This window comes from Vibrio sp. Y29_XK_CS5 (assembly GCF_024181835.1).
In the GTDB taxonomy this organism is placed as follows: Bacteria; Pseudomonadota; Gammaproteobacteria; order Enterobacterales; family Vibrionaceae; genus Vibrio; species Vibrio harveyi.
The window spans coordinates 1,717,541-1,730,276 of record NZ_JAMZAM010000001.1; the positions used below are offsets into that span (position 1 = coordinate 1,717,541).

Sequence of the window (12,736 nt, forward strand, 5' to 3'; positions counted from 1 at the left end):
CTGCCTAAGGAATCAAGATTATGAACTTTACGAAAACCGCTATCGCCACCGCAGTGATTGCAAGTGTTATTGGTTTGGCTGGCTGCAACGATGGCGACGATAACACCTCACCAAGCGTCGATACTTCCAACCTCAAATACGTCGATCCATTCATTGGAACAGGCTTTAACGGACACACCTTCCCGGGTCCTGTTGTGCCAGAGGGCATGGTGCAACTTTCTCCAGATACCGAGTTGATCGGCTGGCACTCTTCATCAGGTTACCACTTCGATAAAAAGACCCTGTTTGGCTTCTCCCACACTCACCTATCCGGCACGGGTATGGGCGGCTTAGGTGACATTCTGTTCCTACCGTTTACCGAAGATAAAGCTAAATACATCGAAGACAGCGACGACTACCGAGAAGCGATTTCGGTCAAGATGGACAAAACCTCAGAAGTGGCAGAAGCGGGTTACTACTCGGTGAAGATTGCTGAGAACGGTATCAAAGCTGAGCTTACGGCTTCTGAACGTGTCGGCTTCCACCGCTACACCTACCCACAAGGTCAACCACAACGTCTGAAGATAGACCTCAACTCCATCCTAAATAGTGACTGGGGTTCGACCTCTCTGCGCAACAAACTGACGGTGAGCGAAGACGGTCATACCATCACGGGCGAGCGCGATGCAGCGCACTTCTCTGGCTGGGCGAAAAACCAAAAAATCTTCTTCTATGCGACTTTCGATAAGAAGATCAAAGACGTTTACATCCTTGCCAATGGCGAACCTGTTGACGGCCTAACGGCAGAGCACGTTTCCGAATTGATTTACGATGACCAAGGTAATCCAGTTAAGCGTGTCAAAGCGGACGTCACTGCCTACATCGAATTTGAAGATGAAGGCTCACAAGAGCTGAATGCGCAAGTGGCGTTATCTGCGGTTGACCCTCAAGGTGCAGAAAACAACTACGATGCCGAAGCGAATGTCTCTTTCGATACTGCGCGTAACAACGCACGCGAGAAATGGGCAAAAGCACTCAACTTCTCTATCGAAGGTGGCACAGAAGATCAAAAAGAGATCTTCTACACCGCGCTTTACCACACCAAGATTGCGCCGATAGTGCATCAAGATGTAGATGGTCGATTCCGTGGCATGGGCAAAGGCTCGATTCGTGAAGGTGAAGGGGAATACTCCATCGCTTACGGTCAAGCAACGGAAGAACAGCCAAACTTCTCGGTTTACTCTCTATGGGATACCCAACGTGCATTACACCCACTAAAAACCATCACAGAGCCAACTCGCGCGGTGCAATACGCGAAGAACCTAGTTCAGAAGTACACTGAAAGCGGCTTGCTGCCGAAATGGGAGCACTTAGGTGACGAAACAGGCACCATGGTTGGCTACCCAGCGGTAGCAGTGATTGCGGATGCAATGACCAAGTTCCCAGAAGAGTTTACTCAACAAGAGAAAGAGCTGGCGCTGAAAGCCGCGATCGACTCTTCGACTTACGGCAACTACCCGGTACTGCAAGCAGATTGGGATCAGGGCGTATTGGATCGCACTTTAACCAAGCACATCGACTACATTGAGAAAAACGGCTTCACGCCTGCTATCCAGCGTGTCGATGGTGAACCAGTATTTGAAGACTACACGGTTGAGTCTGTTTCTTACGGTCTGGAAAACGCATTCTACGATTGGGCTATCGCACAAATCGCCAAAGCGGCCGGTGATACTCAAGCAGAAGAGCAATACCTTGAACGCTCAAAAGGCTACAAGAAGTACTTCGATTACAACCCAACGGAATACGCAGAGCATGGCGTGACGGGCTTTATGCGTCCAGTGATGATTGATGAAACCTTCATGACGCCATTCGACCCATACGGTACAGAACACGAGACAGGCAACTACACCGAAGGTAACGCGTGGCAGTGGACTTGGTTTGTACCGCATGACATCGCGGGCTTGAAGACCATCATGGGTGGCGATGCTGAATTCCAGAAAAACCTAGAAGCAACCTTCACCGCAGAAAGCCAAGGCACAGAAACACCGGATATGTCTGGTTTGATTGGTCAAGTTGCGTTTGGTAACGAGCCTTCGCACCACATTCCTTACCTATTCAACTGGACCGCAGAACCATGGAAGACGCAAAAAGTCGTCGACCACATTCTTGATGACATGTATTTCGCTGCCCCAGAAGGCGTAGTTGGTAACGAAGACGTGGGCGCCATGTCCGCTTGGTATGTGATGTCTGCATTAGGCTTCTACCAAGTGAACGCAGCAGAACCTATTTACACTGTGGGTCGCCCGCTATTCGACAAAGCGGTGATTCCGGTGAAAGGCGGCACGTTCACCATCACCACAGAGAACAACGCCGATGACAACATGTACATCAAGTCTGTCACCATCAATGGCAAAGCTTTGGATAACGGTTTCTTCTTCGACCATTCCGAGTTCAAACCGGGTGGTGAGTTGCACTTCGTGATGACGGGCGATCAATCAGAAGCGATGAAAGCGCCTCAATAAACCTCTATCACTCTTCCCTCTTCAAAGGTCAGTTCGCAAGCGCTGACCTTTTTTCATAAACAAATCAATCGATGTTCTGACCAATACGCCACAACACGCCACTAGGATCGTGCAAACAGAACTCTCGCATCTTCCAAGGTTGATCAATCAGTTCCGTCATCTTGGCTCCGAATGATTCCAAATCTACACTTGAAACATGCTCATGCCAGTTGACAACATCTTCCACCAACAAATGCATCATGAAATTATTGCAATGTTTCGGCTCATAAAAATCTTGCAGCAAGAATGAGCAACTGCCCTTGAAGAAGTACGCCACACCACCAAAATCCGAAGGCATCTCAAAACCCAACGCCTGATAAAAACGCTTTGATAGCTCATAATCTTTCGCCGGAACAAAAGATTTAATTTCAACAATATTGAGGTTTTCCATTTCCTAAATTTCCATTATGTAGCACGTATTCAACCACTCTAGGTAACTCAGCGCGCCCTGGCTAGGGTCTCTCTTTGTTTCTTAGGTGCAAGGCACACACTCCGCCATTTGGTTTTGCAGCCAATGGACAAATTTTTGTTCCAGTTCAGAACGTGCTTTGTCTTGAGTCAATAAGACATAGTCATGCCCTGACGGCACAAAACCAAATGGTGCGACAAGGTTGCCACGTTTGAGATCGTCCATCACCAAAGGATAAGAGCCCATCGCCGCGCCTAAGCCATCTACCGCAGCTTGAATGCAAAAATAGAAATGCGCGAAAGACTGTTCCGCTTTTCCGTTTATCGACGCTTCACCAGAGCGCTGCATCCATTCTTGCCACGCTTCAGGTCTAGTTTGGCTGTGTAATAGCTTCACAGAGTTCAAATCACTTTTCACTTGCTGCCAGTATTCAGGTGAAAACACGGGACCCACCCACTCTTCCACCAGCTTGGTTTTTGGGTAGTGATACAAAGGCTCAAAGTCATCTCGACGAATTGCCATAGCAAGCCCTGTCGAGCCGAGCGTTACAGGTCCTCCCGCAGTCGAAAGTCGAACGTCTGCGTCGCAACCATCATTAAACGCGGAAAGCCTTGGCATCAACCAACGCATGGTTAACGTTGGCTCACAAGAGACTTCAAGGTATTGGTGCTTCTCCTGCACCAGCTTGTTCATGCCAGTTTCCAACGCTTGGAATGCTTGCTCGGTATAGCTTTTCAGCATCTCACCCTCTTTAGTGAGCAGCATATTGCGCCCCTGTTTGTAGAACAGAGGCTGAGCCAGATAGGTTTCCAACACTTTGATCTGCTTACTCACTGCGCCATGCGTAATACTGAGCTTATTTGCTGCCTCACTAAAACTCGCAGACGATGCGGCGACATGGAAAACATGGAAGGATTTAAGATGCCTCATCTGTGACTTTTTCTCACACTTAGCGGAATTTGTTTCGATTATAGTCTCCGAACTCTCGACCTACAATTGCCCCATTCATAACAACAAAGAAACAGGAAACACCATGGAGCTTTTCAGCCTTGCCTTATTAGGTATACTCATTGTCATCAGTCCCGGAGCCGATTTTGTCTTGGTTCTTAGAAACAGCCTCAACAGGGGCAGACAAGCCGGAATTTGGAGCGCCGTGGGCATCAGTCTTGCGATTTCGGTGCACATTACCTATTCATTGCTTGGCATCAGTTACTTAATTTCACAGAACGAATGGTTGTTCAGCTTGATTCGCTACTTAGGTGCGGCTTATCTGATCTATCTCGGATTGAAAGGGATTTTTGGGGCTGATTCTCAGCAGAAGATAGAGGGGGAAACACAACAAAGCATCTCCATTTGGCAGTTCTTTTTCCAAGGCTTTTTGTGCAATGTACTTAACCCAAAAACCATGTTGTTCTTCTTGAGTATCTTTAGCCAAGTCATCGACCCGAATACAGAATCGCAACACCTTGCCTTGGGTTACGGTGTCTACATGATCGCGCTACACGGGATTTGGTTTTCTATGGTTGCCATCTTGTTTACCTCTCCGCGATTACAGAGCTTATTACTGCGCGTGAAACACAGGTTGAATCAAGCTTGTGGCGCTGGGTTATTGGTGTTTGGCGCAATGTTAGGATTAAAGTCATAACACGCTAGGTTACGACATTTCGACCGATGCCACATCGAAGTTTGATAATCGCACGTATAATCTTAATCAGAACGATTAAGGGCTATTGACCTTGAGGAAAGGAACTCAATGAAAAAACTACTTCCGATTGTATTCACTTGTTTGAGCTTAGCTTTCTCCGCACCATCGGTATTTGCTTCTGAACGTGCAGAGCAAGGTTGGCAATGGATTGAGCAAGGCGCAATGATTGTCGATGTACGTACACCACAAGAGTTTGCTGATGGTCACTTGGACAATGCAGTTAACTTCCCGCTTTCAGAGTTGGATAAACACTTTGCTAATGTCGATAAAAAAACGCAGGTCGTGCTCTACTGCCGCAGTGGTAATCGCTCAGGGCAAGCGTATCAATACCTGCAATCGCAAGGGTTTACCAACCTTCATAACGCGGGTGGCTTGGTTGAGATGCAGCAAGCAAAGTAATACGACTTAGCACCTACCTAGCCAACTGAACGGAAAGCACACCTCTCGTGTGCTTTTTTTGTTTTCTCGACGCCGAAAGCTAAAGCTGGTACTGCAGCACCAATTCGTGTTTCTCTTGGTAGGTTTGAATCAGTTCGGCTTTACTCTTAGCGGCGTTTTGATAAAACAATGCACCTCCTTCAACCAACAAATCATAATGTTGCTGCAGCATATCTAAAACAAACTGCACACGTTTAATTGTGGTTGGCGTGCAACTCTTACCATCCAAATCATCTTCAATATCGAGCACATGCGAACGAAACATCTCAAGCGTAAAAAGATGTTCCAACTCAGCATCAGATTTTAGCGCTGTTTGTATCTTTTCCATCGACGTTTGCACTCGCTCTACGATTTCTGGCACGGCATAGTTTTGAACTAACCAGTCCCGCTTGTATTCAAGCATCTTAATGCCTTGTTGTTTAACGTTTTTGAATAGCTGCATTGCCTCTTTTCGGGAATAATTTTGCTCCAATAACCAACCAGAGAAGAAGCGCGTTTCAAATCGCTCACAAGTATCAAACATAGGGTCATGCATACCATTACTGTTGAACTCTCTTAACGGGTCAAACCGATACATATAACCAAAATCGAACAACTTTAGCTGACCTTGTTTATCCACCAGCAAGTTCCCTGAACACAAATCCCACTCAAACAACCCACTTCGCTCACAAACAAATAGAGTCGAGAATAGCTGCCCTAATAAGTCCTCAGTTAGGGCCTGAATTGGCGAACCTTCAATCCAATCTGAAACAATGATCCCTAAACGATAATCAGCATAAACAGTCTCAACAATATGTTTAAAATCCTCAGTTAAATTCGGATTGTCTTTTTGAGTTTGAAAATCAAGACGGCGTTGAACTTCATTCAGAAAGGAGTACTGACCATCAGGGTTTTGCACTTTCGGCTGTGGGCGTTTTTTCTTGAGCGTATAGTCTCGTCCGCCGATACGAATATGAAATACCTGCGCCGTCAAACCACTTTCAAACGTTTCGACAACATACTCTGAGTTCGCTGTCGTAAACGCCAAGATTTCTGGTGGCAATGGACATTGATCCACATTGCCGACAATTAAGTTTTGATCACTTAAGTCAAATGCTTGCTGCTGTAATTGGCGTTGGTTCATGAAGTGCTCCCTGCTAACGATTCAGATATTGTTTACTTTATCGACAATGAAGCACATGACCTCCCCCTTTCTGACCAAAGTCATGGTTGAGTACTTGGGTGGAGTCCTGTTTAAATCGATGAATTGATTCAGCTGTTGTCTTCTTCAGTGAGCTTGCGAAAGTAGTCTTCCAGTCGATGATGACCATAAGTCGGAGCGATGTTATCTCCACCTAGCATGGTCAGGAAGAACTCAGCAGGACCGCCCCACTTCTCTGGTAGGTGGCTGACCATTACGAGAGCAGCTCTGCGCAACAAATCCGGCAAATGCGTATTTTTCTCCGGCTTATTCTGAGATTTGAATGCAAGCTGAGCAATTTGGTTCACTGAAAACACATTCGGTCCGCCTACGTTAATCTCCGTTTCAGTGCTATCGATAGCCTCAACACAAAATCTCGCCAAATCTTTTCCGTGAATGGGGTTAAGCAAGTTTTCACCATCGCCAAAAGTAAACACTCGACCCGATTTCGCCATGTTGTACACCTCGGTAATATCAGAGAAAAAACCATTCGGACGAATCACACAAGGGGTTAATTTTGTTGATTGCAAAAGTCGACTCGCAAAGCGCTCTTTCGCCTCTAGCAGACGAACTTGAGGATATTTCTGAGCATTGAACGCAGAGATATAAATGAATTTACCAACACCTGCTCGCTCTGCTTCTTCGAGTAAGTTCAAGTTTGCTTGGTAGTCGACATCCAAATAACCTAATCCATCTTGCTGACGAGTAATGCCCAAGCATGAGATAACAACGTCCACACCCTCGCAAACTCCTTTTAGCTCATCGGGGTGAGTCACCTGAGCTTCTACTGCCTGCGACTCTTGTAAGCCCATCGCAAGGAGCTTGGTTTTGTTTCTCGCCAACGCTTTAAACTCGGCGTTCTGCGCCATGAGAAATTCAACAATATTCGATCCTAAATAACCCGTTGAACCGACAATTAAAATTCGAGGCTGCGTTTTCATATCGATGTTTCCTATTCTTGGTAGAGGAACAAGACAAAGAGTCCCTTAGCCTTTATTTGGACCAGATGGTCTTTTTAAGTTAGTACGATTCAAACACAAGGTAAAGATCTTTCTTGCCCACTTGGTCTAAAAAAAGAATCTTGTGATATACTGCCGTGATTACGCTAACCATCGAAAAGAGAAAAATATGCCTAAAATCGTCGATCACGATAAAAAACGAGAAGAAATAGCGCTAAAAGCAACAGGTATATTTCTTGAATTTGGCTACAAAAATCTTGGGATGAGACAGCTTTGTGAACAGCTTGGCATGAGTAAAAGTGCGGTCTATCACTACTACAAAAGTAAAGATGAGCTGTTCAAAGCCGCTACCGATGCAATGGTTAACTTCGATGCAGAAATATTGGCAGGAAGACCGAGCTCAACAAGCGCTAGCCCTGAACAACAAGCAGAGAACTTTGTATTAATTTTCCAACAGATGGCACCACGTTTCTTCCAAGAGATGAAGTTGGTGTCTGATTATATTGATGTGATTGGGCAAGAAAACGTAGCTACCGATCCATGCATGTTACTAGCGAATCAAAAGTACATGACGATGCTGGAAAACTACGTTTCAGCGCAACACAAAGAATCGCTTTATACCCTTATGCTAGGACTACTGAACCATCAATTGATGTTGGGTAAAGCGCTAGAAGATTCGTATGTTATTGAGCAAGTTGAGCGCATTTTAGTTTAGATTCAAACTCGCATTTAAAAGCAATGTGAAAGAGGCTCCGTCGAGCCTCTTTTGTTTAGATTAATATGGTGAAGTCTAGTCGCTTAATAGCTCTACTTCCCTCTTCCATACATCTTGTCGAAGTTTGGAATGTTCTTTTCCCAAATGGGCGTCTCTTCTCCCACAATGTATTTGAGTGTATCAATAAACAACTTGGTTTTGATTGGTGCATCTCGGTGCGGATACACGGCGTAGAAGGTGCCGAAATCATCAATATTCAAGTCCGTCATGATCGGCACTAGCTTGCCTTGTTTGATTTCGTCTTGAACCATTTGTGCGGTCACCACTGCAAGCGTATTTCCTCCAGCTGCGCTTCTTGCCAACATTTCCACATCATTCACTTTATAAGCGACATTAAGCTGAAAATGCTGTTGTTTACCTTGCTCATCTTGATAGCCGAATTTATCGAATAACAAACCTGGGGCGGCGTAGATAGTAGCGGGTAAAGATTCCAATTTCTCTAGACTGTTCACCTCACCATGCTTTTCTAAAAACGCAGGGGCAGCAACAATCAAAAGGCGACTTCGCGCAATCTTACGGGTAATCAAGCTTGAGTTTTTAGGTCGCCCAATGCGGAAGCCAATATCAAAGCCCTCTTGCACCATATCCACCATGCGATCTTCTAAGCGCAATTCAAACTCCACATCTGGGTATTGTTGTTGAAACACCGAAATCGCATCTTGAACATATTGACGCCCGAACATGGTCGAGCTGGTAATGCGCAAGACACCACGAGGCTCCTCGTGATAATTCTGCGCCAAACGGTGAGTATCACTGAGAAGTGACCGAAGGGATTTGGCTTGGTTGACCATTTCATTCCCAGCAGCCGTTAACGATAAAGAGCGCGTGGTTCGGTTGAGCAATCGAACGCCCAACTCCTCTTCCAAACGGCTGATCTGTTTTGAGATCACCGAACGATCCACATTCTTCTGTTCTGATACCTTGGTGAACGAACCAAGCTCGACCACTTCAAGTAACAGCAATAAACGACTAGAGAAATCCATAACGTCTTACCTAAAAAACTATTGTTGCTTTTATGGCATCAATTATATGCCATTTAGCTTATTTTTCTCATCTTATAACAAATCTATAGTAGCTGCACACAACGGGAGAGATACAAACCTCCTCAATACCAAACCAATAAATTCGCGTTACCGAGGTCTGCTGATCTTACTAACGCTGAGGAAACAGCTATGAAAACTCTATCAATCACACAACAAAACAGCATCGCTACTGTTGAAATCAACAACCCACCAGTGAACGTACTGACTATCGATTTAATTAATGAAATCAAAGAGTTTGTACTATCACTTAAAGATGACCGCGATACAAAAGTGGTGGTATTCAAATCACTTCATGAGTCTTTCTTCTTGGCGCATTTAGATTTGAACGTTATCAACGGCACACAAGGTGGTCAGGCAGCATCAATTGAATTCAACCACATGATTGCCAACATCAAAGCGATGAAACAAGTATCGGTTGCTGTGGTTGATGGCGTGGCTCGTGGCGGCGGTAATGAGTTTGTGATGGCGTGTGACTTGGCTTACGGCACTGAAAACGCAGCATTTGCTCAGCCAGAGATCCACGTCAACATCCCAACGGGTGGTCAAGGTGCGGTGCAGTTCGCTCGTCGTATGGGTAAAAACAAAGCGCTTCAAGCACTGCTACTTGGTAACGACTTTACGGCACAACAAGCGGAGCAGTTAAACATCATTACTCAGTTTGTTCCTAAAGCAGAGTTGGATGGATTCTTGGCGGCAACATTGGGCATGATTAGCCAACTAGAAGTGCGTGACATCGTAATGTACAAAGAGATCATCGCAACCTCTATCAAAGATGAAGACGCAGGTGCAGAGCTAGAATTGCGTTACTTCTTAGAGCGCGCAAAAGAGCAAAAAACCGCAGCGATCATCGGCGCGTTCCTAAAACATGGTGGTCAAACAGAGCGTGAAGCGAAAGACATCCAAGGCATCTTTGTGGATACCGCGGCTGAGCTAAACAAACAATAGAACTTGGTTCAGCCTCGACCTAAGGCACCGACCTTCCGTTAGTGCCTTGTCTATTTGCAAACTTTGGGGAATCTTATTGCATGAAAAACGATTAAATCATTCGTTTATTGCAAACTGGGCTTGTCAACAGCAACGTTAGAAACAAAATTGCGCGTGCGAGGAAATACAATGGAGGCAGTTAAACAATAGCCAGATCAATAGAAAAACGAGGTCCTCCATGAATCAACTTCCCGACGAAAACCAAAAACGATTTGTTGCCGTAATCAGTAAAAAAGTCGAGGTGGGACGCGCCGTTAACGTATTAGGACACTTGAGCGTAAGCCTTGCGGATCAACTTTCTGATGGCGACGCAGTCTACACCGACTATCACGATCTCGACGGCAATGTTCATCCAAATATCTCGCACTATCCGTTTATCGTCTTGAGAGCGGACAACTCCAACAAAATCAGAAAACTTCGCCAAGAAGCACTCGATAGAGGCATCCCATTCTCTGATTTTACTCACACCATGGTAGAAGGCGGCTCTGAAGTTCAACAGCAAACCACCAAAAACACACCGGAAGCCGAGTTAGAATATTTGGGTATTTGTTTGTTCGGCGAGACTGAAACTCTTCGAGAATTGACCAAGAAGTTCAGCTTATATCGCTAAAAGCGCGTGATGCCTTGGTGATCCTCTCATCATTTTTTCATCAAGCTATCTGTACATTGCCACTTTTAGGGTTAGAATCTAGCGTATCTATCAACCAAAAGTGGCAACACTTACAACGAAATTAAGGAGGAATTTATGTCTTTGTGGTGTTCAATCAACCCACGTTTTTATGGCATGAAGGACCGCTCAAGAGTTTCAGATTTCGCGCTGCGATAATCTCGACTTGAGCGAATAATTACCTTTCGACGAAAACACGTCACCCGAGTACTTTCCCTCAAGCTCGAAGAATTATTGTCAGCTATGACAACGGCGTCTTGCGCCCAAAATTCTTGAGAACACTATGAGTACTTTTTTAACTGCACAATCACTAACCCTTTCTCACACAGCAACACCAATCTTCAAAGATCTAACGTTTACGATTCATCGTGGCGACAAAATTGGTCTTATCGGTCATAACGGCTGTGGTAAAAGCTCCCTACTCAAACTGCTTAGCGGTCAATTTGAACCAAGCCAAGGCACGGTTGCCAAAGCCAGTTCATGTTTGATGCGTTATGTTGAGCAGCATTTATCTGAGTCTTTAAGCACACATTCCGTATTGGACGCGTTAGTGGAATCCTTATCCGATGATGAGATTTGGCGCGCCGAACTCTTATTGGATGAACTCGGATTTTCAAACACAGAACGACACATGCCGGTTGAGAATTGCAGCGGAGGTCAGCAAATGCGACTCCTGCTTGCTCGTGCGATTATCCATCAACCTGACTTACTGCTTCTGGATGAACCAAGCAACCACTTGGACTTGCCATCGCTCCTTTGGTTAGAGCAATTCCTATCAAACTGGAAAGGCTCATTCGTATTGGTATCTCACGATCAAACCTTACTCGATCGAGTTACCAACACTACTTGGGTCATGCGAGATCGATCTCTGCATCATTTCTCTCTGCCTTGTTCTCAAGCAAGACAAGCATTGAAAGAGAAAGATGAAACCGATCAACTTCGCCATGCCAGCGAGCAGAAAGAGATCGACCGAATCGAAAAAAGCGCCAAGCGTTTAGCCACTTGGGGCAAAGTCTACGACAACGAAGATCTTGCTCGAAAAGCCAAGACCATGTTTGCGCGCAAAGAACGTTTAGAGGAAGAACAAACCGAACTGACAGAAGGCACACCGTGGGCGCTACAACTTCAAGGTGAATCGATGCCAGCAAATCGACTGTTAGAGGTTCTGCCTTTCTCAGTAACGCCACCAAACAGTGATTATCACTTGTTTGATATGGCAGAAATGCGCGTCAAAAGTAGCGACCGAATTGCCGTTCTAGGCAGTAATGGTTGCGGCAAATCGACTTTGTTGAACCTGCTTTATCGTCAGTATGAAGCATTCCAAAATGACCTAGGCAACCAACATGAGAGTGTGACTTTCCACGATCGCTGTCGCTTGGGTTACTACGATCAATCCCTAAAGCAACTCGACGATCATCAATCCATCACGGATGCGTTGCAGTCGTTTGCCAGCATCAGCAGTGAACAGGCAAAACGTTCGCTAATTGGTGCAGGATTCGAGTACGCAAGACACGAACAGAAAGTCGTCAGTCTAAGTGGTGGAGAGCGAGCAAGGCTGCTGTTTGTGGGCTTAACCCTCGCTCGTTATCACATGTTGTTTTTAGATGAACCGACCAACCATTTGGATATGGAAGGCAAAGAGGAGTTGATTGAAACTTTGCAAAACTTCGAAGGTGCTGCCTTATTGGTGAGTCACGACCGAAGCCTGATAGAGCAAAGCTGTAATCGATTCTGGTTTATTGAAAATGGTTTACTGACGGAGTATTTAAGCGCGGAAGATGTGTATCAACGCGTAACTGATACAGCACCGAAATCAGCCATATCGCATCATTGCAATGAAGTAATGTCGATGGAAACAAATACCGCATCTGATGAGCAATCCGAAGAGCAAATGCTGGAAAGACTGTTGGAGCTGGAAAGCTTGCTGGAAGCAGATTTAGGGCGAAAACCAAAACATCAAAAACCAGCGATGCAAAAGCAATGGCAGCAAGAGATAGAGGAAATTACGGCGCAGCTATAAAAACAAAGCCGGAGGT

12 protein-coding genes are annotated in these 12,736 nt (G+C 45.5%); 7 read left to right on the forward strand and 5 right to left on the reverse strand.

Annotation, left to right across the window (positions count from 1 at the left end):
- Positions 1-20: 20 nt before the first annotated feature.
- Complete coding sequence (locus NL647_RS07655) at positions 21-2,501, forward strand: GH92 family glycosyl hydrolase (RefSeq protein ID WP_253649929.1); 2,481 nt, start codon at positions 21-23, stop codon at positions 2,499-2,501.
- A gap of 64 nt (positions 2,502-2,565) precedes the next feature.
- Here the strand turns inward: NL647_RS07655 and NL647_RS07660 are convergent, their stop codons facing one another.
- Positions 2,566-2,931, reverse strand: a complete 366-nt coding sequence (locus NL647_RS07660; protein ID WP_253649930.1) for a VOC family protein — start codon at positions 2,929-2,931, stop codon at positions 2,566-2,568.
- Between the two features lie 81 nt (positions 2,932-3,012).
- The gene (locus NL647_RS07665; protein ID WP_038899312.1) at positions 3,013-3,879 is read right to left on the reverse strand and encodes a LysR family transcriptional regulator; all 867 of its coding nucleotides are present in this window, start codon (positions 3,877-3,879) and stop codon (positions 3,013-3,015) included.
- Between the two features lie 103 nt (positions 3,880-3,982).
- On the opposite strand from NL647_RS07665, the gene NL647_RS07670 reads away from it, so the two are divergent.
- Positions 3,983-4,594: a LysE family translocator gene (locus tag NL647_RS07670; RefSeq protein WP_253649931.1), complete on the forward strand. Its 612-nt coding sequence runs from the start codon at positions 3,983-3,985 to the stop codon at positions 4,592-4,594.
- 108 nt (positions 4,595-4,702) lie between these two features.
- On the forward strand, positions 4,703-5,053 hold the full coding sequence (locus NL647_RS07675) for a rhodanese-like domain-containing protein (RefSeq protein ID WP_253649932.1): 351 nt from the start codon (positions 4,703-4,705) through the stop codon (positions 5,051-5,053).
- A 79-nt stretch (positions 5,054-5,132) separates the two neighbouring features.
- Here NL647_RS07675 and NL647_RS07680 read toward each other — a convergent pair whose 3' ends face one another.
- Both NL647_RS07680 and NL647_RS07685 read right to left on the reverse strand, forming a co-directional pair.
- On the reverse strand, positions 5,133-6,215 hold the full coding sequence (locus NL647_RS07680) for an AarF/UbiB family protein (protein WP_253649933.1): 1,083 nt from the start codon (positions 6,213-6,215) through the stop codon (positions 5,133-5,135).
- A gap of 128 nt (positions 6,216-6,343) precedes the next feature.
- The gene (locus tag NL647_RS07685) at positions 6,344-7,213 is read right to left on the reverse strand and encodes an SDR family oxidoreductase (RefSeq protein WP_253649934.1); all 870 of its coding nucleotides are present in this window, start codon (positions 7,211-7,213) and stop codon (positions 6,344-6,346) included.
- A gap of 187 nt (positions 7,214-7,400) precedes the next feature.
- On the opposite strand from NL647_RS07685, the gene NL647_RS07690 reads away from it, so the two are divergent.
- Positions 7,401-7,946 carry a TetR/AcrR family transcriptional regulator gene (locus tag NL647_RS07690; protein ID WP_253649935.1) on the forward strand — a complete coding sequence of 182 codons (546 nt, stop codon included), beginning with the start codon at positions 7,401-7,403 and terminating at the stop codon, positions 7,944-7,946.
- Positions 7,947-8,038: 92 nt separating this feature from the next.
- Here NL647_RS07690 and NL647_RS07695 read toward each other — a convergent pair whose 3' ends face one another.
- Positions 8,039-8,989, reverse strand: a complete 951-nt coding sequence (locus tag NL647_RS07695; RefSeq protein ID WP_253649936.1) for a LysR family transcriptional regulator — start codon at positions 8,987-8,989, stop codon at positions 8,039-8,041.
- A 189-nt stretch (positions 8,990-9,178) separates the two neighbouring features.
- Between NL647_RS07695 and NL647_RS07700 the strand changes: the two genes are divergently transcribed.
- The 3 genes from NL647_RS07700 to NL647_RS07710 all read left to right on the forward strand — a co-directional run bounded on the left by NL647_RS07700 (position 9,179) and on the right by NL647_RS07710 (position 12,720).
- Positions 9,179-9,994, forward strand: coding sequence for an enoyl-CoA hydratase/isomerase family protein (locus tag NL647_RS07700; protein WP_253649937.1), 816 nt, complete (start codon positions 9,179-9,181; stop codon positions 9,992-9,994).
- Between the two features lie 217 nt (positions 9,995-10,211).
- Positions 10,212-10,643 (forward strand): DUF2000 domain-containing protein, encoded by a 432-nt coding sequence (locus tag NL647_RS07705; protein WP_017818453.1) that lies wholly within the window; start codon positions 10,212-10,214, stop codon positions 10,641-10,643.
- A gap of 340 nt (positions 10,644-10,983) precedes the next feature.
- Complete coding sequence (locus NL647_RS07710; protein ID WP_253649938.1) at positions 10,984-12,720, forward strand: ABC-F family ATP-binding cassette domain-containing protein; 1,737 nt, start codon at positions 10,984-10,986, stop codon at positions 12,718-12,720.
- The last annotated feature ends 16 nt before the right edge of the window (positions 12,721-12,736 follow it).

Excerpts from the sequence above, each read along its gene's own strand:
- NL647_RS07655 (WP_253649929.1), top strand. The coding sequence starts at position 21 with ATGAACTTTACGAAAACCGCTATCGCCACCGCAGTGATTGCAAGTGTT.
- NL647_RS07660 (WP_253649930.1), bottom strand. The coding sequence starts at position 2,931 with ATGGAAAACCTCAATATTGTTGAAATTAAATCTTTTGTTCCGGCGAAA.
- NL647_RS07665 (WP_038899312.1), bottom strand. The coding sequence starts at position 3,879 with ATGAGGCATCTTAAATCCTTCCATGTTTTCCATGTCGCCGCATCGTCT.
- NL647_RS07670 (WP_253649931.1), top strand. The coding sequence starts at position 3,983 with ATGGAGCTTTTCAGCCTTGCCTTATTAGGTATACTCATTGTCATCAGT.
- NL647_RS07675 (WP_253649932.1), top strand. The coding sequence starts at position 4,703 with ATGAAAAAACTACTTCCGATTGTATTCACTTGTTTGAGCTTAGCTTTC.
- NL647_RS07680 (WP_253649933.1), bottom strand. The coding sequence starts at position 6,215 with ATGAACCAACGCCAATTACAGCAGCAAGCATTTGACTTAAGTGATCAA.
- NL647_RS07685 (WP_253649934.1), bottom strand. The coding sequence starts at position 7,213 with ATGAAAACGCAGCCTCGAATTTTAATTGTCGGTTCAACGGGTTATTTA.
- NL647_RS07690 (WP_253649935.1), top strand. The coding sequence starts at position 7,401 with ATGCCTAAAATCGTCGATCACGATAAAAAACGAGAAGAAATAGCGCTA.
- NL647_RS07695 (WP_253649936.1), bottom strand. The coding sequence starts at position 8,989 with ATGGATTTCTCTAGTCGTTTATTGCTGTTACTTGAAGTGGTCGAGCTT.
- NL647_RS07700 (WP_253649937.1), top strand. The coding sequence starts at position 9,179 with ATGAAAACTCTATCAATCACACAACAAAACAGCATCGCTACTGTTGAA.
- NL647_RS07705 (WP_017818453.1), top strand. The coding sequence starts at position 10,212 with ATGAATCAACTTCCCGACGAAAACCAAAAACGATTTGTTGCCGTAATC.
- NL647_RS07710 (WP_253649938.1), top strand. The coding sequence starts at position 10,984 with ATGAGTACTTTTTTAACTGCACAATCACTAACCCTTTCTCACACAGCA.